Origin of the sequence: Sphingobium xanthum (assembly GCF_019737615.1) — a bacterium.
In the GTDB taxonomy this organism is placed as follows: domain Bacteria; phylum Pseudomonadota; class Alphaproteobacteria; order Sphingomonadales; family Sphingomonadaceae; genus Sphingobium; species Sphingobium xanthum.
The window spans coordinates 426,242-451,663 of sequence record NZ_JAHKKS010000003.1 but is presented as its reverse complement, the minus strand read 5'-3'; the positions used below and the strand labels follow the sequence as shown (position 1 = coordinate 451,663).

Genomic DNA, 25,422 nt, shown 5'->3' with positions numbered 1-25,422 from the left:
GCGGCGGCACCGATCAGTTTAAAGCGCGCCCCATGAGTGACGCAGCGAGAGAGGCCGGGACGGCCGTGGATGCAGCTTTGGCCGCACGGATCGACGCCATCGCCCCCGGGCGTGTGAGCGGCCTGCGCCAGAAGGACGGGGTGCTGAGCCTCGTCCTCGACGTGAGCGAGCTGGAAGCGGCCGAGCGCGATGCCTTCGCGGCGCGCATCAAGGCGGCGGGCGAGATCGAGCCCGGCATATCCGACGTGCGCATCGCGATGACCGCCGAGCGATCGGCCCGGCCGCTGATCGTCGCGGTCGGATCGGGCAAGGGCGGCGTCGGCAAGTCCACGCTTTCGGTCAATCTCGCCGTGGCGCTCAAGCGCCTCGGCAAGAAGGTCGGCATGGTCGATGCGGACATTTACGGTCCTTCGCTCCCGCGCTTGCTCGACAGCGAAGGTGTCAAGCCGCAGGCCGAGGGCAGCCGGCTCATTCCCGTGCCGAACGAGCATGGCGTGCCGATGCTTTCCATGGGGCATCTCGCCAAGCCCGGCCAGGCGATCGCCTGGCGCGGGCCGATGGCGGGCAATGCACTCGGCCAGCTCATCGATGCAGACTGGCGCGGCACGGAGATCCTGATCGTCGATCTGCCGCCGGGCACGGGCGACGTGCAGCTGACGATGATCCAGAAGTACAAGCCGGCCGGCGCGGTGATTATCTCGACCCCGCAGGATCTGGCGCTGATCGATGCCGCGCGCGCGATCAGCTTCTTCGATCAGGCGAAGGTGCCGGTGATCGGCATGGTCGAGAATATGTCGGGCTATGTCTGCCCGCATTGCGGCGAGGTGTCGGACCCGTTCGGCAGCGGCGGCGCGGAAGCGGATGCGGCGCGGCTCGGCCTGCCGTTCCTTGGCCGCGTACCGCTCGACATCGCGGTGCGCACGGCATCGGACAACGGCATGCCGCCGGCCGCCGAAGATGGCGTGATCGGCCAACCCTTCCGCGCCATTGCCGAGCGCGTGGCGCGCTGGCTGGATGGCGGCGCGGGCCGCGCGAGCCCCGCCTTTGGCTGAGAGGCCGGACAGGTACCTTGACGAGAAGGGCGGCGGCCTGCGCCTGAGCCGCCGGACATTGCTGACGGGCGCCGCGGTCGGCGGAGGCCTTGCCCTCGCCTGGGCGCTCTGGCCGCGCAGCTACGATCAGCAAGCCGATACCGCCGAGGGCGAGACCGCGTTCGGCGCCTTCGTGAAGGTGGATCGCGGCGGACAGGTGATCGTGATGGTGCCGCAGGCTGAGCTCGGCCAGGGCGTCTTCACGCTGTTCGCGCAGATCGTGGCGGACGAGCTGGGTGCGGACTGGCGTGCAGTCGCCGTGCAGCCCGCGCCGCCAGGGCCACTCTATGCCAATCGCCTGCTCGCGCGGGAGTGGTTCGACGGGCCGGTGAAGCGCAGCTTCGGCAACTGGGGCGACCGCTTCATCGACGATCGCGCGCGCAGCTCGATGCTCATGCTGACCGGCGGATCGACCTCCGTGCCCAGTTTCTACGAGGATCTGCGCGCGGCGGGCGCAGCAGCGCGCGTGCTGCTCTGCATGGCGGCGGCGGCGCGCTGGGACGTGACCTGGGAAAGCTGTGACATCGAGAATGGCATCATCTCGGACGGCACAAACAAGCTGCGCATCGGCGAAGTGGCGCATGAAGCGGGCGCCTTCAAACCGCCGGTTGTATTGCCCTATCGCCCGGAAGGGCGCGACGAAGCGCTGATCGGCAGCGAAGTCACGCGCCTCGACATTCCCGCCAAGATCGACGGATCGGCCAATTATGCCGCCGACATTCGCCTGCCGGACATGATCTATGCGGCGATCCGGCAAGGCCCGGTCAACGCCTTGCGGCTCAAGTCGATCAACGAGGCGGCGGCGCGCAAGGTGCCCGGCATGATCGGCGTGATCCGCCCGGAGGGGACCGGCTGGGTCGCGGTGACGGCGCGCAACTGGTGGGCGGCCAATCAGGCGCTCGACCGGCTGGATCCGGTGTTCGAGCTGGCCGGCCCGGCGGTCAGCGATCGCTCGATCGCGGGCGCGCTGGACGCCGCTTTCGAGGGCGATGACGGCGGGCGCTATTTCAGCCGGGGCGATCTCGCGCCGGTGTTCGATGGCGCGCGGATCGTGCGCGCAGATTATGTGGTCGCGCCCGCGCTGCATCTCGCGCTCGAACCGATGGCGGCGACGGCACGCATCCGCGACAATGACATCGAGCTCTGGATGCCGACCCAGGCGCCGGTGCTGGCGCGCGAAGCGGTGGCCCGAGCGCTCGGCGTCAGCGAGACGTCGGTGACGATCTATCCACTGTTCGCGGGCGGCTCGTTCGGCATCAAGATGGAAGTGGATGCCGGCGTGCAGGCGGCGCTGATCGCCCGCGCGGCGAAGGCGCCGGTGCAGCTCATGTGGTCGCGCTCGGAAGATATCATTCGCGACTGTCCCCGACCCCCGGCGAAAGCGCGCATGGCCGCGCGGCTCGAGGCGGGCGGCTTTGTCGAAGGCTGGTCGGCCAAGGTGGCGACGCCGCCCGCGCTCGCGCAGCTCTGGCGCCGCATCGGCCATGGCGAGAGCCGGAAGGAAGCGCTGGTCTCGACGGCGGGGGAGACGGATGAGCTGGCGGTGGCGGGCATGGACCTGCCTTATGCCATTCCCAATTTCGCCGTGGATCATTTCCCAGCCGATATCGGCCTGCCGGTCGGCCGATGGCGCAGCAATGCGGCGAGCTACGGCACGTTCTTCTCGGAAAGCTTCATCGACGAGCTGGCGATCGTCGCCGGCGTGGAGCCGCTCTCCTTCCGCATCCAGATGCTCGGTGGCCATCCCCGGCTGGCGCAATGCCTCACGAATGTGGCGGCGCTCGGCGGTTGGTCGGGCGGCGTGCGCGGCAGTGGTCAGGGTATTGCCTGCTGCGCGATGAAGGGCGGTTACATCGCCGTGCTGGTGGAAGCGGGCTTTGCGGGCGGGCGGGTCGCGGTGAAGCGACTGGTCGCGGTCGCCGACCTCGGCACGATCGTCAATCCGGGCATCGCCCGCCAGCAGATCGAGGGCGGGCTGATCTTCGGCCTCGCCATGGCGCTTGGCGGATCGCCCAATTATCGCAATTCGCTGCCGGGGAAGATGCGGCTCGCCGATTATGGCCTGCCGCGCCTTGCCGATGTGGGTGACGTCATGGTCGAGTTTCTGGACAGCGCTGGCGGACCGGTCGGCTTCAGCGAGATGGGCGTGCCGGCCGTGGCGCCCGCGCTCGCCGGTGCGCTTTCGACCATTACCGGCAAGCGCTACCGTTCGCTGCCGATCCTGGGCGAAGCGGCATGAGCGCGGCGCTGCCGAGCGATCATCCGCCGGTCGTGACCGGCAAGGTCGCGGTGCTGATCGTCAATCTCGGCACGCCGGACGCGCCGACACCGGCGGCGGTGAAGCGCTATCTGCGCGAGTTTCTCTCGGACCCGCGCGTGGTCGAGATCCCGGCCCTGCTCTGGCAGCCGATCCTGCGCGGCATCATCCTCAACACGCGGCCCCGCAAGTCCGCCCATGCCTATGAGCAGGTCTGGACGCCGGACGGCTCGCCGCTCGCGGTCAACACACGCGATACGGCGCGCGGACTCGGCCGGGCCTGGGGCGAGGACATCACGGTCGACTGGGCGATGCGCTACGGCAATCCCGCCATTGCCGACCGGCTCGCTGCGCTGAAGGCGAGCGGCCATGACCGCATCCTGATCGCGCCGCTCTATCCGCAATATTGCGGGGCGACGACGGCGACAGCGATGGACGAGGTCGCCCGCGTGCTGGCGGGCATGCGCTGGCAGCCGGCGCTGCGCATGCTGCCCGCCTATCATGACGATCCCGCCTATATCGAGGCGCTGCGCGCCCGCACCGAGCGGCAGCTGGCCGCGCTCAGCTTCGTGCCGGATCGGATCGTGGCCAGCTTCCACGGCATGCCGCGGCGTACGCTCGATCTCGGTGATCCCTATCATTGCCAATGCTACAAGACCGCGCGCCTGCTTGGCGAAGCGCTGGGGCGCGAGGTCATGGTGACGTTCCAGTCGCGCTTCGGCCGCGCGAAGTGGCTGGAGCCCGCGACCGACGCCACGCTCGCCGCGCTTCCGGGTCAGGGCGTCGCTTCCGTGGCGGTGATGACGCCCGGCTTCTCGGCCGATTGCCTCGAAACGCTTGAGGAAATAGCCTTGCGCGGCAAGGAGACATTCCTGGCCGGAGGCGGGCGCAATTTCGCCTTTTTGCCCTGTCTAAACGCGGAAGGCGACGCTATCGTCCTGTACCGCCAGCTGCTCGGGCGCGAGCTTGCCGGCTGGGCGAACCTACGGTGAGTCAACAGGAGAGAGTTGCATGAGCAGAGTGGCGATCGTGACCGGCGGCACCCGGGGCATTGGCGAAGCGATCAGCCTGGCGCTGCGCGACATGGGCTATACGGTCGCGGCCAATTATGCGGGCAATGAGGAGAAGGCGAAGGCCTTCACCGACAAGACCGGCATCCGCGCCTATAAGTGGGATGTGGGCGATCATCAGGCTTGCCTCGATGGGTGCGCGCAGGTTGCCGCCGATCTCGGGCCGGTCGACATCGTCGTCAACAATGCCGGCATCACGCGCGACGGCGTGCTCATGAAGATGAGCTTCGAGGACTGGAACGAGGTGATGCGCATCAACCTCGGCGGCTGCTTCAACATGGCGAAGGCGACGTTTCCCGGCATGCGGGAGCGCGGCTGGGGCCGCATCGTCAATATCGGCTCAATCAACGGGCAGGCGGGCCAATATGGCCAGGTCAACTATGCCGCCGCCAAGTCGGGCATTCACGGCTTCACCAAGGCACTCGCGCAGGAAGGCGCCAAGTTCGGCGTCACCGTGAATGCGATCGCGCCGGGCTATATCGACACGGACATGGTGGCGGCGGTGCCGGCGCCGGTGCTCGAGAAAATCGTTGCCCGCGTGCCGGTCGGCCGCCTTGGCCATGCCGATGAGATCGCGCGCGGCGTCGCTTTCCTGTGCAGCGAGGATGCCGGCTTCGTCACCGGATCGACTATGTCGATCAATGGCGGCCAGCATATGTATTGAGCGCTCGGGCGGTGGAGTCTGAGCCGCCGCTCTATGCCGGGCCGGTCAAGCGCAGCATGACCATCGCCGGGCATACCACGTCGATCAGTCTCGAACCGGTCTTCTGGCGAGCGCTGGAGGACCGGGCGCGTGCCGAGGGCCTGCCGTACAGCGCGCTGGTCGCGCGCATCGATGCCGAGCGGATCGGGCAGGAAGAGCCGCCGAATCTGGCGAGCGCGATCCGCTGCTGGTTGCTGGTGGAGGCGGGGCGGGAGGATGAGCCTCGTTCTTAGCCGTCATCCCAGCGAAAGCTGGGATCTCGTGCGGTGGCCGCGCTACCTCGCCTGAGATCCCAGCTTTCGCTGGGGTGACGGGACGAAGGCCGGATTCAGTCCAGCAGTCCGCCCAACAACCCCTTTAAATCCTTCTCCGGCCGCGCGCCATAATGCGAGATGACCTCGGCCGCGCACAGCGCCCCCATTTCCAGGCACTGCGTCGGGGCCTTGCCGCGCACATAGCCCGCCAGGAAGCCGGCGGTGAACAGGTCGCCCGCCCCGGTCGTGTCCAGCACCTTCTCGACCGGTGCGGCGGTGACGGTGTGGCGCTCACCGTCCCGGATCGCGATGGCGCCCTTCTCGCTGCGTGTCACGACGAGCGTGCGCAGCCTGGGCGCGAAGGTCGCGATGGCCTTCTCGACGTCGTTCGTCCCGGCGAGCGCCGTGATCTCGCTCTCGTTGGAGAACAGGATATCGATCTGACCTTCCTCGATCAGCGCGCGGAAATCATCGCCATGGCGGGCGATCACGAAGGCGTCGGAGAGGGTGAAGGCGACCTCGCGGCCGGCCTCGCGCGCGGCGGCGATGGCGCTGCGCATCGCGGCGCGCGGCTGCTCGGGGTCCCACAGATAGCCTTCCAGATAGAGGATACGCGCCGAGCGGATCATGTCGAGATCGAGCGCCGAGGGCGGCAGAAACTGCGAGGCGCCGAGGAAGGTGTTCATCGTGCGCTGCGCGTCGGGCGTCACCATGATGAGGCAGCGCGCCGTGGGCGGGCCGTCAGTGGCCACAGCCGTCTCGAAGCTTATGCCGAGCGCGCGAATGTCATGCGCGAAGATGTCGCCAAGCTGGTCGTCGCGGACCTGGCCGATGAAGGCGCAGGAACAGCCGAGCGCGGCCATGCCGGCCAGCGTGTTGGCGGCCGATCCGCCAGAGATCTCAAGGCCGGAGCTCATCGCCGAATAGAGCAGCTCGGCCTGCTCGGTATCGACCAGCTGCATCCCGCCCTTGGTCAGCGCATGGCTGGCGATGAAGGCGTCATCCTCCTGCGAGATGACGTCGACAATGGCATTGCCGATGGCGACGATGTCGAGAATGGGCTCGGACAAGCAGGTTTCCTTTCGGGGCAGGGAAGTGGCGCCGTTCTATCGGCGGCGGCAGGGCGCGGCAAGCTTGGGCATGGCTGGCTTGACCCTCAACGGCCGGTGCGCGAGACGGGACGGATGATCGTCACGGCTTTCCTGCGCGCGTTGCCTCAGATCGCCTTGCCCAGCGTGCGCGGAGTCCTCTGGCGCACGCTGGCGCTGACGTTGCTGGTCCTCGCGGCGCTTGGCGCAGCCATGTGGTGGGGGCTGCATATGGCCTTCGCGTGGATGGGGCAGTGGCAACCGGACGGGCTGATCGGCGCGCTGCTCTCGGCGGTGGTCATCGGCATCGGCAGCTGGGTGCTGTTCCGCACCGTCGCGGTGGCCGTTGTCGGCCTCTATGCGGACCGGATCGTCGCGGCGGTCGAGGAAGCAAGCTATGGCGAGCGGCATGCGCTGGCGCGCGTCGTGCCGGTGACCGAGGGCATGCGGGTCGCGGTCCGATCGGTGCTGCGCGCGATCGGCTGGAACATCGCAGCCTTGCCTCTCTATCTTCTGCTGGTCGTCACCGGCATCGGCGCGCCTTTGCTGTTCCTCGTCGTGAATGCCTATCTGCTCGGACGGGACATGGCGGAGCTGGTCGAGGGGCGGCATCCCGATCTTCCGCCGTTCCGCGCGAGCGAGCGCTGGCAGGTCGGACTCGTTTCGGCGCTGCTTTTCCTGCCACCCGTCGTTAATCTGTTTGCGCCGATCTGGAGCGTGGCTATGGCCGCGCATATGTTTCACGGGCGCAAGACGGGCTAGGTTGTATGGACATTCAGCCCATGCCGGCCTGCAAATGGCGGTTTCGCGCGCTTCCGGTGCTCACGTACTGTGAGTACGCTGCGCTCCGGGTCACGCAAGACCACCATTTTCGGTTCGCCCTGATCTGAATGTCCACACAACCTCACGCCATGGCCGCCCGTTCTCCCATTTCCGCCGCGATCCTGTCGCTGGCGCTGCTGTCGCTCGGCGGTTGCGGCGCGAGCATCGTGCCGCCCGCGACGACGCCGGCCCCGGCGGCGGGTTTCACGCCGGCGAGTCGGCCCGAGCCGGTCGGCGTCATGGGCGCCGATGCGCGCGGTCTTGTCCGCCTGTTCGGCGAGCCGCGCCTCGATATACGCGATCCCGCCGCGCGCAAGCTTCAGTTCGCCAACGGCCAGTGCGTGCTCGACACCTATCTCTATCCGCCCGCTACCAATCGTGAGCCGATCGTGACGCATGTCGATGCGCGTAACAACGCAGGCACCGACATGGACTGGAATGCCTGCGTCAAGCTGCTGCGGGAACGATGAAAAGCGGGCATAACAGGCCCTGGTTGACTTGCCCGCCCGGGGGTGAGACTCTGGGTTCATGATCGAGCATTCCGGTCCTTCCCGGTTCAGATATCATGGGGGTCAACTTCTCGCGGGCATCTAGCCCCGGGGTTCGGCGCTTTATGCCCCGAACGCCGGGGTCACGCTTCGCTAGCTGACTGTCGCCGCCGCACGCCGCGACAACCCCATCTCTCGCGAGAAAGCCCGCACAATGACCGATATGATCGCCGCTCGACGGCCACCGATTCACATGATCGATACAGAAGCCGATGCGCTCGCCGCACTGGCGCTCAGCGTCGAGGACAAGCTGCCGGATGTCAGCGCCTTGCTGCTCGACGAAATCACGCGAGCAAGGCTCTATGCACATGATCGCATCGCCGAGGATGTGGTGACGATGATGTCGACCGTCGACTTCACGATCGAGGCGACGGGGACCGACCGGGTCGTTCAGCTCGTCTATCCGCAGGATGCCGACATCGCAGCGGGGCGTATCTCGATCCTCACGCCGGTCGGCGCGTCGCTGATCGGGCTGCGGGAGGGGCAGTCGATTGCCTGGCCCGATCGTTCGGGCAAGGAGCGGCGGCTCAAGATCCTTGGGGTGCGACAGGCCTGACAGGCGCCCGGCCGTCGTTTGCGCCCAGTTGCGCGAGCGCCCAGCTGGCCGCCTCGGCGACAATCGGATCGTCGTCATTCCTCAAACGCGCCAGTACCGGAATGAACGCGGTATCGCCGCTATTTCCGGCGGCGATGGCCGCGTTGCGCACCATACGATTGCGGCCGATGCGCTTGATCGGCGATCCGGCGAAGACCTCGCGAAACCCCGCATCGTCGAGCGCGAGCAGATCGGCCAGCGCCGGCGCGACCAGTTCCGCGCGCGGCAGAAAGGCCCGGTTGGCTCGCGCAACTTGCGCGAACTTGTTCCACGGGCAGACGGCGAGGCAATCGTCGCAGCCATAGATGCGGTTGCCGATGCCGGGGCGCAGCGCCTCGGGGATCGGGCCCTTATGCTCGATGGTGAGATAGGAAATGCAGCGCCGCGCATCGAGCTGATAGGGCGCGGGGAAAGCGTTGGTCGGGCAGGCGGCCTGGCAGACGTTGCAAGAGCCGCATCGGTCGCCGCTTGGGGCATCAGGCGCGAGTACAGCGGTCGTGTAGATAGCTCCGAGGAACAGCCAGCTGCCTTCGCTGCGGCTGACGAGGTTGGTATGCTTGCCCTGCCAGCCGAGGCCGGCCGCCGCCGCCAGCGGCTTTTCCATCACCGGCGCCGTATCGACGAAGACCTTGAGCTGCTCGCCTTCCTGCTCCGCCAGCCACCGGCCGAGCGCCTTCAGCGCGCGCTTGACGACGTCATGATAGTCCTGCCCCTGCGCATAGACCGAAATGCGGCCGATCTGCGGATGGTCAGCATGCGCCAGCGGATCGATCAGCGGCGCATAGCTCATGCCGAGCATGATGACCGATCGGACCTCGGACCAGAGTGCTTGCGGGTTGCCCCGCTGATCGGCGCGGCTTTCCATCCACCCCATCTCGCCATGGCGCCCCTCGGCGAGCCACGCATTCAGCCGCTCGGCGGCCTGCGGGATCGCATCGGCGCGCGTGATCGCACAGGAGGTGAAACCGAGCGCCCGGGCCTCCGCCTTGATCCGCTCTTCCAGTGTGGGTGATGATACCGCATCCGTCATTGCCCCGCGTGCGTATCTGAAGGGTACAAATCTTGCGAACCCGTTTTTCGCACCCACATCAGAGGCGGTTCGGGCAGAGGAGAGACCTATGACGACGATGTTCGACCGCAGAAGCCTGCTTGGCGGCGGTGCCGCGGCGGCGATTGCCCTGTGGATCGGTGCCGCGGAAGCCGGCGAAGGCGGGCCGCGCCCGAAAGCGCCTTTTCAACTGGCCGATGCGGAGTGGCGCAAGCGTCTCAGTCCGCAGGCTTATGCGGTTTTGCGCCAAGCGGCGACCGAGCGTGCGTTCACCTCACCGCTTAACAAGGAAAAGCGGCGGGGCACGTTCATCTGCGCCGGCTGCGACCAGAAGTTGTTCGATTCGCGGACGAAATATGAGAGCCACACGGGCTGGCCGAGCTTCTGGCGGCCGCTGCCCAAGGCGATCGGCACGAGCATCGATCGCGATATCGGCGTCGCACGGACGGAAGTGCATTGCGCGCGTTGCGGCGGGCATCTCGGCCATGTCTTCAATGACGGGCCGATGCCGACGGGCCTGCGCTACTGCATGAACGGCGTGGCGATGAAGTTCGTGGCGGCCTGATCAGTCGGCCGGGCGCACGATCCGGTAAACCCGGATGGATTCGCCGGGACGCATCGCCACCGGCTCCAGCCAGACAGGCGTGCGCCCCGCCGCCAGATCGGCCATGAGGCTACGCGGATAGAGGCGCGTATAGCGTGCGATCTCGTTCTCGCCCCGACAGAATGCGAGATAGCGCGCGCCCGATCCGGTCACGATGGCGCGGGCCTCGGCCGTCGGCGCCGTCAAGCCGGTCAGGACGGTCTTCATGCCGCCGGCGTTGCGGTGATGCCCCGTCGCGACGACGCTGTGTTGTGTGTAGACGAGGAGGTGGGCGCCTATGTCGAGGGGGGTGTAGATGAGTGTTGACGGCAGGGCATCCAGTCCGCGCAATGTCCCGGCCGTGGTGCAGCGATAGCGGTCGGGCACGGCCGATCCGGCGGCGTTGGCCGGCTCCTCGTCGATCAGGCCGGCGGTGATCCACGAGGCGCCGATCGGGGTCGCCAGCAAGCAGGCGGACGTGCCGAGCACGCGCGCCGTCGCCACTTTCATCCGTTGCGCGGCAGCGACCAGCATGACGACGAGCATCGTGTTGCCGGGCAGGGACATGAGGTGCGCGAACCCCATTGCGCGCATCACCGACAGCGCCACGAGAAACGCCATGACCTGCATGGCGAAGAGCACGATCCAGGCCTCCCGGACGCGCGGTTCGTCGGCGCGACGAATGGCCATCGCGGTGCCGACGAAGCCGAGTATGGCTGGCGCGATGATGATAGCCTGCAAGTCCAGTTTCTGCGCGGTGAGGGGCAGGCCTTCGCGCACGGCCAGATACCAGAGCTGATAGACGATCGGGTCCAGAGTCTCGAACGGGCCGGCGAGGCACTCGCGCGACAGGGCAATGAACAGGGCCGCGCCCGCGCCGCCGGCAATCGCCAAGGGGATGGCGCGAAGCAGCGGCGTCTTTCCGGGGCAGAGCTTCTGGCCGACCAGCAGGAGGAGCGACACGACGCCGAGAGGGCTGAGATAGGCCGGCGAGAAGGAATCGCACCAGGGAATCATCGCGTCGGCGGGATAGCGCGTGCCGACGAGCAGCGCCGCCGAGACCAGCGGCAGGGCGAGCATATAATCCTGGAAATCCGCCCAGCGCTCCGCCCGGTAGACATAGCTCGCGGCGAGGATGCCGCCGATGGCTACGGCATAGGGCAGGCCCTCGAACGAGATTTGAAGCCAGCAGGCCATCGCCACGCCGGCGATGAGCCCCCGCCGGCCGTCGCTGCGCGGCGCGCTCACCACGGCCAGCATCGCCGCCGCTCCGGCAATCATCTGCATCGCGTGATGATCGATGCGCAGCGGCGCGAACTGAATCAGGATCGAGAGCGTGCTGAACAGCATGGCAACCGCGAGCAGGGACGCCGCGCGGGACAAGGCGAGCGTGCGGTTGATCCTGTAGAGGAGGAGAGCGAGGATGAGGAGTGCGCCGAGTGGTACGGCGACGAGCACGATCCGCTCGGCCAGGGCCTGGCCAAGCAGCGGATTGAGCAGCCACAGCAGCAGAGCGACTGGCGCATCGACGAGGCGCGACCAATGCATCGGCACACCTTCCGGCGGATAGATGCGATGCTGGGTGAGATCGAACCAGCTCTGGCCGGCGAGAAGATCACGCACCTGGACAAGGCGCAGGGCATCGTCCGGATCGCGGAAATTGAGCGGAACGATGAAGTGCCAGGTCGTGGCGATCAGCGCCGCGCAGGTGGCGAGCCACAGGCCGAGCAGGATCAACCGGCTCGCGCGCTTCGAGATATTCGGTCCCGCCGTCATGGCGATGTCGCGAATACGATCGTCTTGCGCAGGATATAGGTCGTCTGGAAGCTCACCGCGATGGCAATCAGCTTGGAGGCGACCGGCACGAGGCCAAGGAAGCTGCCGAGCGCGACGATGCCGGTGGTGATGGCGAGCCCGATGATGGCCGAGCCCACGAAGAGCGCCTTCTGGCGAGTCCGCTCCGGCCCCTTGGGCGCGGCGCCTTCCGCAAAGACGAGGCGTGACGAAATGAGCCAGTGGACCAGGATGCCGACGCTGTAGCCGAGTGCGGAGGCGGGCGCGGGATCGAGCCCGGCGCTCATGAACAGCAGGAACAGGCCCATATCGCTGCCGAGCGCGACGGCGCTGGCAATGCCATAGCGGACGTAGCGCTGCCGGAGCAGCTCCATGCCCGCGGACCAGAGCGATGCAATCATGCGCGCACGGCCATGGGAACGGCGCGCTCGCTCTCAAGTGCCGCGCGTTCGCCCTCTGTCAGGGCGCCGTCATGGCCGGCCTCGTGATATTCGGCGTCCTCGTTGACGCCCCAGATGTCGTAGACGCGCGTGCCCGAGACGATGTTGCGGACGGTCAGCATCGCCGTCATCATCGCATGGTCCTGATTATTGTAACGGTGCATGCCGTTGCGGCCGACCAGATGCAGCGTCGGATATTTCTCTTCGAGCTCGGCGCGCATGACGGCGACATTCTGCGCATAGGTCTCGTCATAGACCGGATAGGCCTTTTCCTGCCGGACGACGGCGCCGCCGACGACCTGCTCGCCCTTGACCAGGCCCATCAGCTCCATCTCGCTGGTGGCGAGCTTGATCAGATCCTCGTCGCTCGATGCCCAGAGGCCATCGCCCTCGAAGCAGAAATATTCGAGGCCGACGCAGGCGATGTCGGGATCAGGCACCATTTCAGGCGACCAGCTGCGGAAATTCTGCACACGGCCGACCTGCACGCGCGGATCGTGAATGTAGATCCAGTTGTCCGGAAAGAGATCTTCCGAGCGAATCATCAGCGCCACCGTGAGGAAATCGCGATAATTGAGCGACAGCGCATTGCCGAGCGTGGCCGGCGCGGGATGCAGGCGGCCGGCAAGCTCGCGCATCGGCGCGGAACTGATGACGTGCGCGGCGCTGATCGAAAGAGTCTCGCCCGCTTCATCGGTCGCTTCCAGCGTCCAGCGATCGGTCACCTGGTCGAGGCTGAGGCGCTTGAGGCCATGGCCCATCAGCACCTGATTGCCGCCGGCGACGACCTGGTCGCGCGCGGCGTCCCACATCATGCCCGGGCCGAGGCGCGGATAGCGGAAATGCTCCAGCAGGGTCTTGGTGCCCATGCCGTCATTGGGCTTCTTGTTGAGGCCGAGGCTGCGCTTGAGGCCGTCGAGCACGGCGGCGCCGAGGCTCAGCCCCTTGATGCGCTGCGCCGCCCAATCCGCCGACATTGTGTCGCAGGGCATGCCCCACACCTTCTCGGTATAGGTCTTGAAGAAGATCGAATAGAGCTTGCGGCCGAACTGGTTGACCACCCAGTCCTCGAAGCTCTTCACCTCCTTGATCGGGAACAGCTTGGCCTGCGCATAGCTCAGCATGCACATGGCCGAGCGGAAGAGGCCGAGATTGCGCAGCGCCTCGAACGCGCGCAGCGGATAGCTGTAGAACTTGCCCTCATAATAGATGCGGCTCATCCGCGGCCGATCGATGAAATCGTGCGGCAGGATCTCGTTCCAGAGATCGACCACTTCCTTCGACTTGGAGAAGAAGCGGTGGCCGCCAATGTCGAAGCGGAAGCCCTTGTGCTCCACGGTTCGGCTGATGCCGCCGACATGCACCGGATCCTTCTCGATCACGGTGACGCTGTGACCGGCCTTGGTCAGCAGATAGGCAGCGGTGAGGCCGGCTGGCCCCGCACCGATGATGGCCACATCGACGGGCTGGTCAGGACGCGACATTCAGGCAGTTCCCCCGGGAGGTATGACTGCCCGAGGGAATGAACGAAGTCACCTAAAAAACCGTTAAACCAGCCGAGGTTCGGCCTCCTTATGAACGGGGCCGAACCCTCATCAGCTTGCTTCGTTAACCGTGCCGTATGTGATGCGGATGCGCACCCACGCGCCGATGACGGGACGCCCGTTGACGCGGGGCGGCAGCACCTGAAATTGCCACGCAGCTTCGCGCACGGCTCGGCCGAAGCCCGAGCCGGCCGGATATTCGCCGAGCGTGCGGCAATTATCGACGCGGTTGCGCGCGATGGTCTGGCAGGCGATCAAGCCCCAGCCTTCGCGTGGCATGCCGGCATTGAGATAGCCGCCCAGCTCCGTGCTGGTCGGACGGCGGAACCAGTCGGGATCGTAAAGCTGTGCGCCACCCGGCCCTTCGCCGGGGCCTTGGGCGGTGCTGCTGTTCGCGCCGTTGCCCTCATTGGCCCTGCTCTTGCTGTAGGATTGCATGTTGGCGATGTTCGAGGCGGCGAACTCCGCCCGGGTCATCGTGAGGTAATTGGGGGCGGTGACCACCGGCGGCTCGGGTGGCGCGACCGCCGGTGGCTGCTCGACGGGAGTCTCGCGCTCCTGCGGCGTTTCGCTGTCCTTCTCCCTGGGCTGCTCCTTGGTCTGCGCCTTGGCGGCCTCGGCATCCTCGGCCTGTTTGTCCGGCACGAAGAAGGTGCTGAGCGCTCGCTCGGCCTGACGCGGGATCGGCGATGACCTATAGAACACGAACAGCGCGACGACGAGCACATGCAGCGCGATCGTCAGCGCCAGAGGCCCGATCTTGACCCGCCGGTCCGCGCCGTAGCGGGCACGCCCCGTCATCGGCGCTGGTCCATCGGACGCGCGGAAAACGGAAAAGGGAAATGCACCTGCCAGCACGCCTCGCGGATTATCGCGTCAGCGACCTGAGCGCATCCCCCTTAACGCTGGATGAGCGGGGACGGATCGATAAATTCGGGATGGCTGTTTGCGACGACTTTCCCGACCTTCTCCCCCTGTGGGAGAAGGATACGCAGCCTTGGCGCCGGTAGGCGCCTAGGCGCAGTTGGATGAGGGGGGTGCGGATCAGAGATCCGCGCGATCCTGCGGATCGCTTACCCCTCACCCAGCTCCGACTAGGCAGCACGCTGCCAAGTCTGCGCAGCCCTCTCCCGCAAGGGGAGAGGGATTCAAGAATGTCAGCTCTCCACCCCAAATCGGCCATTGCGGGAGCGGCGCGTGTCGTCGATGTCGCAAAGAGAGTGACCGTCGAACTCAGCGCAATTCGTAGGTCTTGCCTTCGACGATCACGCGCTCGATTCGCATTTCGGGCGTGCCGTCGCTTCGGGGATAGCCGACGAGCGTGATCTTCCTGCCCGGCTTGATGAGCGCCTCGGAGAGGCCGCGCGCTTCCATGCGGGTGACCGGCGCGAGGATGACATCCCAGCTTTTGCCCTCGTGGCGCACCGTGGCGGCGCCATGGGGATTGGCCCAGCGCAGCGAGACGAGCGGGCCTTCGATGGTCAGGGTCCTGGCGGCATCATAGCTGCTCCAGCCATGATGGGATTCGGCCGGGGTTGTGGGCACGAGGCTGAGCAGCACGACAGCGGCAATCAAGGACAGGCGCATGGCAACGGACCCTCTCGCAACAGAGTGACTCGGCCCCCTTGAACACTGAATTTACCGTATTTTCCCGAAATGACCAAGCGCGCCTTCCATTTCTTCTCCATCTGACGATGGAGGCGGGCGAAGGCGGCGGAGGTGAAGTCTCTCTGGCGACCGGGGAGCGCTATTTCCCCTCCACCACTTGGTGGTCCCCTCCCCAAGTAAGCTTGGGGAGGAATATGTCAGTGCCGGAAATGCCGCATGCCGGTGAACACCATGGCCAGGCCAGCCTCGTCAGCCGCTGCAATGACGTCGGCATCGCCCATCGAACCGCCGGGCTGGATGACCGCCGTCGCGCCAGCTTCCGCCGCGGCGAGCAGGCCATCCGGGAAGGGGAAGAAGGCGTCGGACGCCACGGCGGAACCGACCGTGCGCGGCTCGCTCCAGCCTGCTGCTTCCGCTGCTTCGCGGGCGCGGATGGCGGCGATGCGCGAGGAATCGCGGCGGTTCATCTGCCCCGCGCCGATGCCGGCGGTGGCGCCGTCCTTCGCATAGACGATAGCGTTGGACTTCACATGCTTGGCGATAGTCCAGGCGAAGAGGCAATCGGCCAGCTCCCGTTGCGTCGGTGCGCGTTTGGTGACGACCTTGAGCTCTTCCGGTGTGATGCGGCCGTTGTCGCGCGTCTGCACCAGTACGCCGCCGGCTATGGTCTTGAGCGTCATCCCGCCGCGTGCCGGATCGGGGAGGTCGCCGGTCAGGATCAGGCGAAGGTTTTTCTTCTTCGCGAACACGGCCTTCGCGGCCTGGTCGGCATCGGGCGCGCAGACGACTTCGGTGAAAATCTCGGTGATCGCCTCGGCCGTGGGACCATCGAGCGGCCGGTTGACCGCGATGATGCCGCCAAAGGCCGACACGGTGTCGCACAGGAAGGCCGCGCGATAGGCTTCGATCAGGGTCTCGCCGGTGGCGACGCCGCAGGGATTGGCATGCTTGATGATCGCGACGGTCGGCGGGCCATCGCGGAAGTCGGCGATCAGCTCCAGCGCGGCGTCGGCATCGTTGAGATTATTGTAGGAGAGCTCCTTGCCCTGCACTTGCACATGATCGGCGATCGTGCGGCCGGGCGCGAAGGCAGGCAGGTAGAGCGCGGCCTGCTGATGCGGGTTCTCGCCATAGCGCAGGGACTGGCCCCGGCGCAGCGGCACGGAGAGCGAGGGCGGGAACATCTCGCCCTGATCGGCGGAGGCGAACCAGCTGGCGATCATGGCGTCATATTCGGCGGTCGCCGCATAGGCCTTGGCGGCGCACAGGCGGCGGAAATCATAGCTGGTGGCGCTGCCCTTGGCGTCCATCTCCTCGATCAGCCGGGCATAGTCGGCCGTGTCGGTGACGATCGTGACGCTGGCATGGTTCTTGGCGGCCGAGCGGACCATGGAGGGGCCGCCGATGTCGATATTCTCGATGATCTCTTCGCGATCCGCGCCCTTCGCCACGGTGGCCGCGAAGGGATAGAGATTGACGACGACGAGATCGATCGCGCCGATCCCGTGCTCGGTCATCGAGGCGACATGCTCCGGATTGTCGCGCACCGCGAGCAGACCGCCATGCACCTTGGGGTGCAGCGTCTTGACGCGGCCGTCCATCATCTCGGGGAAACCGGTGAGGTCGGAAATATCCCGCACGGGCAGGCCGGCGTCGCGCAGCGTCCTGGCCGAGCCGCCGGTCGAGACCAGTTCCACGCCATGCCGGACGAGTGCGGAAGCGAGATCGATCAATCCGGTCTTGTCCGACACGGAGAGCAACGCCCGCTCAATTTTCACGTCCTGCATGGTCTCGTCCCCGTGCCTGTTTCACGATCCTGGCGATGTCGCAGCCCCGGCGCTTTCGGCCTCGGTTCGACGGGCGGACCCCTCGACTGTCAGGCGAGTCCCGTCAAGCGGCAAACCGCTGTGGATATCTTGGTCGAGCGCCCCGCACATGCTAAATAATCGCCATGGAATGGCGCAATGCCGAGCATTATGCCGAGCTTGCCAAAGCGACCAGGCAACGAGCGGACACGAGCGATGATCCGGACCTGGCACGTCGTCTTCGCGAGGTTGCCGTCAAGCATGAGGCCCATGCTCGCAAGCTGAAAAGGCTCGCCACCAGTTCCTGAAAGCGGGAGCCGGAAGAAACGGCTCCCGTCACAAGAGCTTAGACGAGCGGCTCTGGCGCCGGCGCTATCCCGATTTCTTGAGCAGCCAGCCGATGTTCGTGCCGCCGGAGCCCGTCGTGCCGTTGACGACGAGCTGTTGCGTCGGGTGCGGACGGCCGTCGCCATCGACCCAGAGGCTGTCCTCGACACTGAGTTCTCCCGCGCCGACGCGGAATTGCCAGAGCGCCCCGTTGGAAAGGCGCAGCAGCGCGCCCTGCTTGTCGGCCGTCAGGGTCGGCTCGACCTCGACCCCGAGATGGAAGCGGATGGCATAGGGGCAATCCGCGATCTTGCGGCGCTTCTCGACCGGCAGCAGCACATCCTCACCGCGCAGTTCGCGGCCCTCGTTGCTCAGGACGAGGATGCGGCGGTGCTGGAAACCCAGCCGCTTTGCATAGCCGTCATGTGCCACGTCGAGCCGGCTGCCCTGCTCCAGCTCGTGCCGGTCCAGCTCGACTTCGCCGACACCGCGGCCGAGCGAGCCGTCCGGCATGATCGCCGTCGAATTGCTGTCGTCCAGAATGAGCGTCGAATGCGCAGCGGTCGTGCGCAGCCCCTGCGCCAGATCGGCGGGAAGCATGGATCCCGCGAGCGCCGCGCCGCCGCAATTGACGATCACGCGCGTCGATCCGTCCGACAGTTCCATGGCGCCGGTGGAGGCGCAGCCGCATCTGGCAAGGCGCGCGACCGGCGGCGGCGCCGCGTCGAGCTGGATGACGGTGGTGCCGGCGGACAGGCGCTGATAGCCCCAGTCGCGTGCCTGGCGCAACGGCCGGGTGCGGATGCCGGAGGCCGCGACGATCGCGGTGATGCGGGCCGGATCGACGGGAGCGCCGCCTTGCCAGCTCCCCGGCGCGCCATCACCATGCAGGACGCCGAGCAGGGCCGCGACGATGCGCTCCAGCGTCTGCGCGATGAAGCCCGGCATGTCCTCGCGGCGCACGTCATAGACGGCGCGCAGCATGGCGAGCAATGTGATCGCCTCGGTCTGTTCCAGCGGCGAGCGCGAAATGATGCCGCCATCGGCATAGAAGGCGCTCTCGAGCGCACGGCGCAGGCCCGCCTCCCCGAAGATGCGGCGCGGTTCGCCGCCCGGCAGCAGCAGGCTGGCCGCGACGATTCCGGCCCAGGCCGTGACGCGCGGCAGGCCGATCGGCGCCTTGTCGGCGCTGCGGTCGAGATGGCGCGCGGTGCGCGCGATGCCGTTGAGCACCAGGCTGCGATAGACGAGATCGCCGCTCGAGAGGATCAGCGGCGAGAAGGCCGTCCAGTGCAGGATGCGCCAGGCGGCGACGTCGGCACGCCAGGCCGGCTCGCTCACCGTCTCGGCATGGGCCGCGAGCCAGGCGCGCATCTGCGCTTCGGCGACCGGCACGGCATTGTCTCGGCTGGTCGCGACGGCGAGGTCGCGCAGCCAGCGGAAGCCGTGCAGATAATCGACGAAGGCATCGGGCTGGTCGATCTTGCGCCAGTCCAGCGAGGCGACCTGCTGGCGCATGCCGCGAAACAGGAAATAGCCGGCGCGCAGCGCCTTGCCCGCGCGGGCGTCACCGGGGATCGCATCGTCCGGCACGGCGAGCAGCTTGAGCGGATATTTGCCTTTGAGCCGCATGGTGTGGAACGGCGTGCCCCAGGTCATGCGATAGAAATGATTGGCGAGCTTCTGCGTGAGGCTGAGGCCGCGATCGTCCGACAGGCGGATGAGGCGCTTGCCCTGCTCGATGCCGTCTTCCTCGGGCGGTTCCGGCGTCATCATGGGGAGCGGCCGCGTGCTCATGCGCCGCGCAGCCTCGCGATATTGGCCGCATAAGCGCCTGGCCCGCCCCGGAAAGTGGCCGTGCCGGCCACCAGCACATCGGCGCCGGCCGCAATGGCGCGCGGGGCCGTGGTCGCATCGATGCCGCCGTCGACTTCCAGCGCGATCTCGCGGCCGGTCTTGTCGATCATCTTGCGCACCGCTTCGATCTTGCGGAGCTGGCTCTCGATGAAGCTCTGCCCACCGAAGCCGGGATTGACGCTCATGACGAGCACCAGATCGATATCGTCGATGAGATAGTCGAGCATCTTGGCCGGTGTCGCGGGATTGAGCGAGATGCCCGCCTTCTTGCCAAGGCCCTTGATGCGCTGGACGGTGCGATGCGTGTGGGCGCCCGCCTCGGGATGCACGGTCAATATGTCCGCGCCCGCCTCGGCAAAGGCGTCGAGGAAAGAATCCACCGGCGAGATCATGAGATGGACGTCGAACACCTTGGCGCTGTGCGGACGGAGCGCCTTCACGACCATCGGGCCGATCGTCAGGTTGGGCACGAAATGGCCGTCCATGACATCGACATGGATCCAGTCGGCGCCAGCTTCGTCGATCGCACGGACTTCCTCGCCGAGACGTGCGAAATCGGCGGACAGGATGGAGGGCGCAATACGGACGGATGGCACCATGAAATTCGCTTACCCTTGCGATTCAGGCAGATCAACCGCGCCGGGGATAAAGTTGTGGATGGATTCGGTGAGTCGCCTCAAACCGGCTCGGTTCGGGACAGAAGCGCAATGAAGAAGCCGTCGAGCCGTCCCAGGTCCGCCAGGAGATCCGGTCGGGTGCGGACCTGGCCGGGCGCCGTGACGGGAATGCCGGCCGGCAGGCATGCGGCGTCGATATCAACCGGCGCGATGTCGCGTCGATGCGCCAGCAGCGCCGCGATCTGCGCCTCGCCTTCGGCCGGTTCGAGCGAGCAGGTCGCGTAAACGAGCCGGCCGCCCGGCTTCAGCCAGCCGAGCGCGCGATCGAGCAGGGCAGCCTGTATTTCCGCCATCTCGGCGATCTGGCGCGGGCCGATACGGTGGATCACATCGGGATGGCGCCGGAAAATGCCGGTCGCGCTGCACGGCGCGTCGAGCAGGATGGCATCGACTGGCTCCTCGGGCGCCCATGACAGCAGATCGGCCTGGATCACCACGGCATCGAGCCCGGTCCGCGCGAGATTGGCGCGCATCCGCTCGGAGCGGCGCTGGGACTGATCGACCGCGATCACGTGCCAGCCCGCGGCAGCGAGTTGCATCGTCTTGCCGCCGGGCGCGGCGCAGAGATCGAGCGCGGTGCGGCCGTTCCCCGGGCCGAGCAGCCGCGCCGGCAGCGAAGCGGCGAGATCCTGCACCCACCAGTCCCCGCTGCCATAGCCGGGCAAGGCGGTCACATCGGCATCGGCGCCGATGCGCACATGGCCGGGCGCCAGCGAGACGCCGCCGAGACGCTCCGTCCAGTCAGCGGTCGCGTCCCGATCGCGCAAGCTGAGGTCCAGCGGCGGGCGCTCGGCGATCGCGGCGCTGGCGGCGGCGATCATCTCGTCGCCCCATGCGGCGCGCCATCGTTCTTCGGTCTCGCCCGGCAGTCGCGGCAGCGCGGGCAAGGCGGCGCCCTGCTTCAGCAGCGCGCTCAAAACGCCGTGGACCAGCTTGCGCGGCCCGCCATCCACCAGGGGCAATGCCGTCGCGACCGCGGCATGATGGGGCGTTTCCAGCAGCAGCGCCTGGGCAAGCGCCATCCGCAGCACCATGCGCGCCTTGGCGTCGTCGGGCAGGCGCTGCCGGGTCGCGCCGTCGATCAGCGCGTCGAGATCGACGAGATGGCGCAGGGTCAGTGCCGCGATATTGTGCGCGAGTCCGCGATCCGCCGGCAAGGCAAGGCCGCCTGCCGCCGCGCCCAGCGCCTGCTCGAGCGGCTGCCCCCGGCGCAGTACGGCATCGAGCAGGCGCAGCGCGGCGCGGCGCGCGGGAAAGCCTTGCGGTTCGGCCTCGCTCGGGCGGGGCCGGCGTCGGGTGGGCTGGTTGGTCATCGCGGGCCTATAGCAAGATGAACGGTGCAGGGAACCGCGCATGCGGTGGCCCGGATGGCTTGCAAACCGGCAGCGGGGAGCCAATAGCATGGAGCATCAGGCGCCAACTTTCGAAAGCCGCTCCGATGGGCAAACGTCCCGACCATGTGAAGCCACCGGCCTATCTCTCCAAGAGTCCGCCAGTCCCCGTGCCGGACGAGTCGGCAGCCGTTTTGCGGACGGATGAAAACAGGCTCGATCCAACACGTTACGGCGATTGGGAAAAGAACGGCATCGCGATCGATTTCTGATCCATGGAAACGCCTCGTCGCCTTTTTCGCACTTTTTTCGACGCCTGTCTCTTTTTGGATCACTTTTCGAATGCATTACCGTCATTTTTGCGTCATATAGTTGCCACACCACCCCGCAAAAGAGGGTGGAAACGAGAATCGGGACGCTTGGTCTTCGGGCTTGATGCGGTTTCGGATGGCTTGGTGCTCCCACCATCGGGCCATGACGCATCTCTGTTATCCGGACTTATGTGGTGACCGATTCTAACCGAACTTCTGCTTCGACCGAACTTCCCACATCGGTCGACGACGGAACGCCGGCCGGTCATCCCACGCCGGCCGGCGAACCGCCCACCCTCCCTCAGCCCGATCTGTTTCTTGGCGCCCATGAGCAGGCCGATGGCGATGCGCGGCCCCATAATCCCGCTTTGCTGGCCTCGATCGGCGAGCTGATCCTCGCCTGGGGTCATCTCGAACAGACCACGGCCGAGAAGCTTGCGGTCATGCGCAAGGCATTTGGCGACGTGCGTGCCGTCGGCGGGCGAACCCGCCCCACCATGCAGAAGTTGCTTGCCGAATTGCGGGCGCTGGTGGCGATGCGCGACCGGCATGACAAGCAGGTGCTGACCGTGATCGCGGAGATCGACGGCGCGCTTCAGCGCATCGCCCAGTTCCGGCTGCTCGTCGTCGAGGGTGCGCAGGACCTGGAGGACGATGCCGTGCTCTGCCGCGACACCAAGAACAGCGCGATCCGTATCGAACTCATGGAAATCGTGCGCGAAACCACACAGCTCGACCGCATTCGGCACCAGATCGCCGGGATCTGAGCGTCCCGTTCAGAACGGGATTTCGTCGTCGTCCAGATTGTCGCTGAAAGGACTGCTCTGGCGCGCTGCGCCGCCGGCCGACCTGCCACCACCGCCGCCGCCCATGTCGTCGCCGCCCGAGCCCCAGCCGCCTTCGTTGCGCCGGCCACCACCGCCGCCACCGCCGCCTTCACCACCGCCGTCGAGCATGGTCATGACCGCGCCGGGGCCGGAGAGGACGACTTCGGTCGAGTAGCGATCCTGCCCGTTCTGGTCCTGCCATTTGCGGGTCTGCAGCGAGCCTTCGATGTAGATCTTCTTGCCCTTGCGCAGATAGCGCTCGGCAATACCGATGAGACCGTCCGAGCGGATCACGACGCTGTGCCACTCGGTGCGCTCCTTGCGCTCGCCGGACGCGCGATCGGTCCAGTTCTCGCTGGTGGCGATGCGCAGATTGCAGATGCGTCCGCCATTACTGAAGCTTTTCACTTCAGGATCGGCGCCCAAATTGCCGACGAGAATGACCTTGTTGACGCTGCCTGCCATGGGGCTCTCCGGATATTCTGAATGGGTGGAATGAACCTGCGCTTATAGACCAGCGATCATCCCCGTCCAGCTTCGCATGACCCTCATTTTCCGTTCGTGTCGAGCATCGTCGAGACATGTTGATCACCGCGCGGGACGGTTCTCGACTTCGCTCGAACCGAACGGGGAGGGTCGTGTTTGCCGGCCTAAAGACCCGCTGACACCGCCGTCCAGTAGGTGGCGCCCGCAGCGAGCCATGCCAGAACGAACAGATAGCCGGTCATGAACAAAGGCCAGCGCCAGCTGTTGGTCTCGCGCCTTGTGACGGCGATGGTCGAGAGGCACTGCGGCGCGAAAACGAACCAGGCGAGGAAGGCCAGCGCCGTCGGGAGCGTCCAGCGGCCCTGGAGGCGCTCGCCGAGGGTCTGTGCGGTCTGTTCCTCGTCGTCGCTTTCCTCGATCGCATTGGCGGTGGCGAGCGCCGAGACGGCGACCTCGCGCGCGGCCATGGCAGGGATGAGGGCGAGCGCGATCTCGTGATTGAAGCCGATGGGACGGAGCACCGGCTCCAGCACGCTGGCGATGCGGCCGGCGGCGCTATATTCGACCAGGCTCTGATTGCTCCCCTGCGGCGGCTTGGGGAAGGACAGGAGCAGCCACAGGATAATCGTGGTGACGAAAATGATCGTGCCGGCGCGGCGCAGGAATATCCACGCACGTTGCCACAGGCCGATGATGACGTCGCGCAGCAGTGGCATCTGATATTTGGGCAGTTCCATGAGGAAGCTGCCCTGGCTGCCGCGCGTGACGGTGAGCCGCAGGACGACGGCCGCGATCAGCGCGCCGACGATCCCGGCGAGATAGAGGCAGAACAGCACGAGGCCCTGCAGCCCGATGCCGCCCCAGACCGCGCGATCGGGAATGAAGGCGGCGATGATGAGCGCATAGACCGGCAAGCGCGCCGAGCAGGTCATGAGCGGCGCGATCAGGATCGTCGTCAGCCGGTCCTTGGGATCGGAAATGGTGCGCGTCGCCATGATGCCGGGGATCGCGCAGGCGAAGCTGGAGAGCAAAGGGATGAAGGCGCGGCCGGAGAGGCCTACCCTGGCCATGAGGCCGTCCATCAGGAAGGCGGCGCGGGTCATGTAGCCGGTCGCTTCCAGCATCAGGATGAAGAAGAAGAGGATGAGGATCTGCGGCAGGAAGACCACGACCGATCCGACGCCGGCGATCACGCCCTGCACGATCATGTCGCGCAGGAAGCTATCGGGCAGGACCGCTTCGACGCCGGTCTGCAGCGCGGCGAACGTCTCCTCGATCAGGGCGACAGGCGCCTCTGACCAGCTGAACACGGCCTGGAAGATGACGAACAGCAGGGCGAGGAGGATGATCGGGCCGCTGACCGGGTGAAGCACGACCTTGTCGATCGCGCCGGTGAAGCGCCGCGTCGGCGTCTCGGAGACGATCGCGCGGCGGGCGATGCGCTGGGCCTCGCGGCGCAGTTCCGTCTCGCCGCGCTCGGCATGCGGCACGAAGACCGCGCGGGGCTGGCCATGGGCGGGCACGGCGGCTTCGATGGCCTCGCGCAGATGATCGAGGCCCCGGCGGCGCACGGCGACGGTCGGGATGACCGGCACGCCGAGATCCTTCGATAGCTGATCGGCGTCGAGCTCAAGCCCGTCGCGGGTGGCGAGATCGACCATGTTGAGCGCGACGACGCTCGGACGGCCGAGCGCGAGCAACTCGAGCGCGAAGCGCAGGTGATTGTCGAGATTGGCGGCATCGACGACGATGACCAGCATGTCCGGCTGCTGCTCGCCATCCTGATAACCGAAGACGACATTGCGCGTGACGGTCTCGTCCGGGCTCTTGGGATCGAGGCTGTAGGTGCCGGGCAGATCGACGATGTCGACGTTGCGCCCGTCCGAGAGGGCGAGCTTGCCGGCCTTCCGCTCGACGGTGACGCCGGGATAATTGCCGACTTTCTGCCGGGCGCCGGTGAGGGCGTTGAACAGGGCGCTCTTGCCGGCATTGGGATTGCCGACCAGCGCGATCAGGCCGCTATGGTCCATCAGGCCGCGCCCGCTTCATCGTCCGCCCCGGTGCGGACCTCGATCGCGGCGGCATGGGTGGCGCGCATCGCGACGATCATGCGGCCTACGCGGCAGGCATGGGCACCACGCCGCCGGATGCCGAGCCGGCTCAGCAGCCAGCCAAGCAAGCCGGCGCGGTGCAGCAGCTCGATGCTCGCGCCCTCGCACAAGCCGAGCTCGCGCAGGCGCTTTCCGTCTGAGTCGGACATGGCGGCCCAATCGACACGGTCGATATAGGCAGGCTGGTTGGGAGCAAGGGCAGTGAGGAGCAAGCAGGCTGGCTTTCGTCTTTGATGCGAGTGGTT

The 25,422-nt window shown here is 66.7% G+C and carries 26 protein-coding genes; 12 read left to right on the top strand and 14 right to left on the bottom strand.

What is annotated here, in order from left to right; genetic code table 11:
• Positions 1–32: 32 nt before the first annotated feature.
• From KM135_RS08090 to KM135_RS08070, 5 genes are read left to right on the top strand one after another with little or no spacing between them, the layout of a single operon-like run.
• The gene (locus KM135_RS08090; protein WP_221713473.1) at positions 33–1,052 is read left to right on the top strand and encodes an Mrp/NBP35 family ATP-binding protein; all 1,020 of its coding nucleotides are present in this window, start codon (positions 33–35) and stop codon (positions 1,050–1,052) included.
• The gene (locus KM135_RS08085; RefSeq protein ID WP_246605818.1) at positions 1,045–3,330 is read left to right on the top strand and encodes a xanthine dehydrogenase family protein molybdopterin-binding subunit; all 2,286 of its coding nucleotides are present in this window, start codon (positions 1,045–1,047) and stop codon (positions 3,328–3,330) included. Before KM135_RS08090 ends, KM135_RS08085 begins: the two co-directional genes overlap by 8 nt.
• Positions 3,327–4,340: a ferrochelatase gene (gene hemH / locus KM135_RS08080; protein ID WP_221713471.1), complete on the top strand. Its 1,014-nt coding sequence runs from the start codon at positions 3,327–3,329 to the stop codon at positions 4,338–4,340. The genes KM135_RS08085 and hemH overlap by 4 nt, the downstream gene beginning before the upstream one ends.
• A 19-nt stretch (positions 4,341–4,359) precedes the next feature.
• Complete coding sequence (gene phbB / locus KM135_RS08075) at positions 4,360–5,082, top strand: acetoacetyl-CoA reductase (protein WP_221713470.1); 723 nt, start codon at positions 4,360–4,362, stop codon at positions 5,080–5,082.
• A complete protein-coding gene (locus KM135_RS08070) occupies positions 5,079–5,354 on the top strand; it encodes a ribbon-helix-helix domain-containing protein (RefSeq protein ID WP_281422143.1) in 276 nt (91 codons plus the stop codon). The genes phbB and KM135_RS08070 overlap by 4 nt, the downstream gene beginning before the upstream one ends.
• Positions 5,355–5,449: 95 nt before the next feature.
• Here the strand turns inward: KM135_RS08070 and KM135_RS08065 are convergent, their stop codons facing one another.
• The gene (locus tag KM135_RS08065) at positions 5,450–6,445 is read right to left on the bottom strand and encodes an adenosine kinase (RefSeq protein ID WP_221713469.1); all 996 of its coding nucleotides are present in this window, start codon (positions 6,443–6,445) and stop codon (positions 5,450–5,452) included.
• Positions 6,446–6,559: 114 nt separating this feature from the next.
• Between KM135_RS08065 and KM135_RS08060 the strand changes: the two genes are divergently transcribed.
• From KM135_RS08060 to rnk, 3 genes are all read left to right on the top strand, one after another.
• On the top strand, positions 6,560–7,225 hold the full coding sequence (locus KM135_RS08060; RefSeq protein WP_221713468.1) for an EI24 domain-containing protein: 666 nt from the start codon (positions 6,560–6,562) through the stop codon (positions 7,223–7,225).
• 149 nt (positions 7,226–7,374) lie between these two features.
• Entirely contained in the window at positions 7,375–7,755 is a 381-nt protein-coding gene (locus KM135_RS08055) for a hypothetical protein (protein WP_221713467.1), read from the top strand.
• A gap of 271 nt (positions 7,756–8,026) precedes the next feature.
• Positions 8,027–8,389: a nucleoside diphosphate kinase regulator gene (gene rnk, locus KM135_RS08050; protein ID WP_246605817.1), complete on the top strand. Its 363-nt coding sequence runs from the start codon at positions 8,027–8,029 to the stop codon at positions 8,387–8,389.
• Here the strand turns inward: rnk and queG are convergent.
• Positions 8,361–9,458 (bottom strand): tRNA epoxyqueuosine(34) reductase QueG, encoded by a 1,098-nt coding sequence (gene queG / locus KM135_RS08045; protein WP_221713465.1) that lies wholly within the window; start codon positions 9,456–9,458, stop codon positions 8,361–8,363. The two genes, rnk and queG, sit on opposite strands and share 29 nt — an antisense overlap.
• A gap of 88 nt (positions 9,459–9,546) precedes the next feature.
• Between queG and msrB the strand changes: the two genes are divergently transcribed.
• Entirely contained in the window at positions 9,547–10,041 is a 495-nt protein-coding gene (gene msrB, locus KM135_RS08040; protein WP_221713464.1) for a peptide-methionine (R)-S-oxide reductase MsrB, read from the top strand.
• Here the strand turns inward: msrB and KM135_RS08035 are convergent, their stop codons facing one another.
• The 6 genes from KM135_RS08035 to purH form a co-directional block, all read right to left on the bottom strand.
• The gene (locus KM135_RS08035) at positions 10,042–11,835 is read right to left on the bottom strand and encodes a hypothetical protein (RefSeq protein WP_221713463.1); all 1,794 of its coding nucleotides are present in this window, start codon (positions 11,833–11,835) and stop codon (positions 10,042–10,044) included.
• A complete protein-coding gene (locus tag KM135_RS08030) occupies positions 11,832–12,254 on the bottom strand; it encodes a GtrA family protein (protein ID WP_246605816.1) in 423 nt (140 codons plus the stop codon). The genes KM135_RS08035 and KM135_RS08030 overlap by 4 nt, the downstream gene beginning before the upstream one ends.
• Complete coding sequence (locus KM135_RS08025) at positions 12,251–13,777, bottom strand: NAD(P)/FAD-dependent oxidoreductase (RefSeq protein ID WP_221713462.1); 1,527 nt, start codon at positions 13,775–13,777, stop codon at positions 12,251–12,253. Before KM135_RS08025 ends, KM135_RS08030 begins: the two co-directional genes overlap by 4 nt.
• A 111-nt stretch (positions 13,778–13,888) precedes the next feature.
• Positions 13,889–14,638, bottom strand: a complete 750-nt coding sequence (locus tag KM135_RS08020; protein WP_221713461.1) for a hypothetical protein — start codon at positions 14,636–14,638, stop codon at positions 13,889–13,891.
• 432 nt (positions 14,639–15,070) lie between these two features.
• On the bottom strand, positions 15,071–15,424 hold the full coding sequence (locus tag KM135_RS08015; RefSeq protein WP_221713460.1) for a DUF6152 family protein: 354 nt from the start codon (positions 15,422–15,424) through the stop codon (positions 15,071–15,073).
• A 218-nt stretch (positions 15,425–15,642) separates the two neighbouring features.
• The gene (gene purH / locus KM135_RS08010) at positions 15,643–17,232 is read right to left on the bottom strand and encodes a bifunctional phosphoribosylaminoimidazolecarboxamide formyltransferase/IMP cyclohydrolase (RefSeq protein WP_221713459.1); all 1,590 of its coding nucleotides are present in this window, start codon (positions 17,230–17,232) and stop codon (positions 15,643–15,645) included.
• Positions 17,233–17,396: 164 nt separating this feature from the next.
• Here purH and KM135_RS08005 point away from each other — a divergent pair, with 164 nt between their 5' ends.
• Complete coding sequence (locus tag KM135_RS08005) at positions 17,397–17,558, top strand: hypothetical protein (RefSeq protein ID WP_221713458.1); 162 nt, start codon at positions 17,397–17,399, stop codon at positions 17,556–17,558.
• Between the two features lie 64 nt (positions 17,559–17,622).
• On the opposite strand, the gene KM135_RS08000 is transcribed toward KM135_RS08005, so the two are convergent.
• From KM135_RS08000 to KM135_RS07990, 3 genes are all read right to left on the bottom strand, one after another.
• Positions 17,623–19,374: a heparinase II/III family protein gene (locus KM135_RS08000; protein ID WP_221713457.1), complete on the bottom strand. Its 1,752-nt coding sequence runs from the start codon at positions 19,372–19,374 to the stop codon at positions 17,623–17,625.
• Positions 19,371–20,033, bottom strand: coding sequence for a ribulose-phosphate 3-epimerase (gene rpe, locus KM135_RS07995; RefSeq protein ID WP_221713456.1), 663 nt, complete (start codon positions 20,031–20,033; stop codon positions 19,371–19,373). The genes KM135_RS08000 and rpe overlap by 4 nt, the downstream gene beginning before the upstream one ends.
• A 77-nt stretch (positions 20,034–20,110) precedes the next feature.
• Positions 20,111–21,424, bottom strand: coding sequence for an RsmB/NOP family class I SAM-dependent RNA methyltransferase (locus tag KM135_RS07990; RefSeq protein WP_221713455.1), 1,314 nt, complete (start codon positions 21,422–21,424; stop codon positions 20,111–20,113).
• A gap of 125 nt (positions 21,425–21,549) precedes the next feature.
• Here KM135_RS07990 and KM135_RS07985 point away from each other — a divergent pair, with 125 nt between their 5' ends.
• Entirely contained in the window at positions 21,550–21,714 is a 165-nt protein-coding gene (locus KM135_RS07985; protein ID WP_221713454.1) for a DUF1674 domain-containing protein, read from the top strand.
• A gap of 233 nt (positions 21,715–21,947) precedes the next feature.
• Positions 21,948–22,520, top strand: coding sequence for a hypothetical protein (locus KM135_RS07980; RefSeq protein WP_221713453.1), 573 nt, complete (start codon positions 21,948–21,950; stop codon positions 22,518–22,520).
• A 9-nt stretch (positions 22,521–22,529) separates the two neighbouring features.
• On the opposite strand, the gene ssb is transcribed toward KM135_RS07980, so the two are convergent.
• The 3 genes from ssb to KM135_RS07965 all read right to left on the bottom strand — a co-directional run bounded on the left by ssb (position 22,530) and on the right by KM135_RS07965 (position 25,389).
• Positions 22,530–23,045, bottom strand: coding sequence for a single-stranded DNA-binding protein (gene ssb, locus KM135_RS07975; RefSeq protein WP_221713452.1), 516 nt, complete (start codon positions 23,043–23,045; stop codon positions 22,530–22,532).
• A 185-nt stretch (positions 23,046–23,230) separates the two neighbouring features.
• Positions 23,231–25,096: a ferrous iron transport protein B gene (feoB, locus tag KM135_RS07970; RefSeq protein ID WP_221713451.1), complete on the bottom strand. Its 1,866-nt coding sequence runs from the start codon at positions 25,094–25,096 to the stop codon at positions 23,231–23,233.
• Positions 25,096–25,389, bottom strand: coding sequence for a FeoA family protein (locus KM135_RS07965; RefSeq protein WP_221713450.1), 294 nt, complete (start codon positions 25,387–25,389; stop codon positions 25,096–25,098). Before KM135_RS07965 ends, feoB begins: the two co-directional genes overlap by 1 nt.
• Between the last annotated feature and the right edge of the window lie 33 nt (positions 25,390–25,422).

What these genes read in the sequence shown, in the direction of transcription:
- KM135_RS08035 (WP_221713463.1), bottom strand. Translation starts at nt 11,835, where the DNA reads ATGACGGCGGGACCGAATATCTCGAAGCGCGCGAGCCGGTTGATCCTG.
- feoB (WP_221713451.1), bottom strand. Translation starts at nt 25,096, where the DNA reads ATGGACCATAGCGGCCTGATCGCGCTGGTCGGCAATCCCAATGCCGGC.
- KM135_RS08090 (WP_221713473.1), top strand. Translation starts at nt 33, where the DNA reads ATGAGTGACGCAGCGAGAGAGGCCGGGACGGCCGTGGATGCAGCTTTG.
- KM135_RS08055 (WP_221713467.1), top strand. Translation starts at nt 7,375, where the DNA reads ATGGCCGCCCGTTCTCCCATTTCCGCCGCGATCCTGTCGCTGGCGCTG.
- phbB (WP_221713470.1), top strand. Translation starts at nt 4,360, where the DNA reads ATGAGCAGAGTGGCGATCGTGACCGGCGGCACCCGGGGCATTGGCGAA.
- ssb (WP_221713452.1), bottom strand. Translation starts at nt 23,045, where the DNA reads ATGGCAGGCAGCGTCAACAAGGTCATTCTCGTCGGCAATTTGGGCGCC.
- queG (WP_221713465.1), bottom strand. Translation starts at nt 9,458, where the DNA reads ATGACGGATGCGGTATCATCACCCACACTGGAAGAGCGGATCAAGGCG.
- KM135_RS08025 (WP_221713462.1), bottom strand. Translation starts at nt 13,777, where the DNA reads ATGTCGCGTCCTGACCAGCCCGTCGATGTGGCCATCATCGGTGCGGGG.
- KM135_RS08005 (WP_221713458.1), top strand. Translation starts at nt 17,397, where the DNA reads ATGGAATGGCGCAATGCCGAGCATTATGCCGAGCTTGCCAAAGCGACC.
- KM135_RS08000 (WP_221713457.1), bottom strand. Translation starts at nt 19,374, where the DNA reads ATGAGCACGCGGCCGCTCCCCATGATGACGCCGGAACCGCCCGAGGAA.
- KM135_RS08060 (WP_221713468.1), top strand. Translation starts at nt 6,560, where the DNA reads ATGATCGTCACGGCTTTCCTGCGCGCGTTGCCTCAGATCGCCTTGCCC.
- hemH (WP_221713471.1), top strand. Translation starts at nt 3,327, where the DNA reads ATGAGCGCGGCGCTGCCGAGCGATCATCCGCCGGTCGTGACCGGCAAG.
- KM135_RS08015 (WP_221713460.1), bottom strand. Translation starts at nt 15,424, where the DNA reads ATGCGCCTGTCCTTGATTGCCGCTGTCGTGCTGCTCAGCCTCGTGCCC.
- purH (WP_221713459.1), bottom strand. Translation starts at nt 17,232, where the DNA reads ATGCAGGACGTGAAAATTGAGCGGGCGTTGCTCTCCGTGTCGGACAAG.
- msrB (WP_221713464.1), top strand. Translation starts at nt 9,547, where the DNA reads ATGACGACGATGTTCGACCGCAGAAGCCTGCTTGGCGGCGGTGCCGCG.
- KM135_RS07990 (WP_221713455.1), bottom strand. Translation starts at nt 21,424, where the DNA reads ATGACCAACCAGCCCACCCGACGCCGGCCCCGCCCGAGCGAGGCCGAA.
- KM135_RS08020 (WP_221713461.1), bottom strand. Translation starts at nt 14,638, where the DNA reads ATGACGGGGCGTGCCCGCTACGGCGCGGACCGGCGGGTCAAGATCGGG.
- rpe (WP_221713456.1), bottom strand. Translation starts at nt 20,033, where the DNA reads ATGGTGCCATCCGTCCGTATTGCGCCCTCCATCCTGTCCGCCGATTTC.
- KM135_RS07985 (WP_221713454.1), top strand. Translation starts at nt 21,550, where the DNA reads ATGGGCAAACGTCCCGACCATGTGAAGCCACCGGCCTATCTCTCCAAG.
- KM135_RS08030 (WP_246605816.1), bottom strand. Translation starts at nt 12,254, where the DNA reads ATGATTGCATCGCTCTGGTCCGCGGGCATGGAGCTGCTCCGGCAGCGC.
- rnk (WP_246605817.1), top strand. Translation starts at nt 8,027, where the DNA reads ATGATCGATACAGAAGCCGATGCGCTCGCCGCACTGGCGCTCAGCGTC.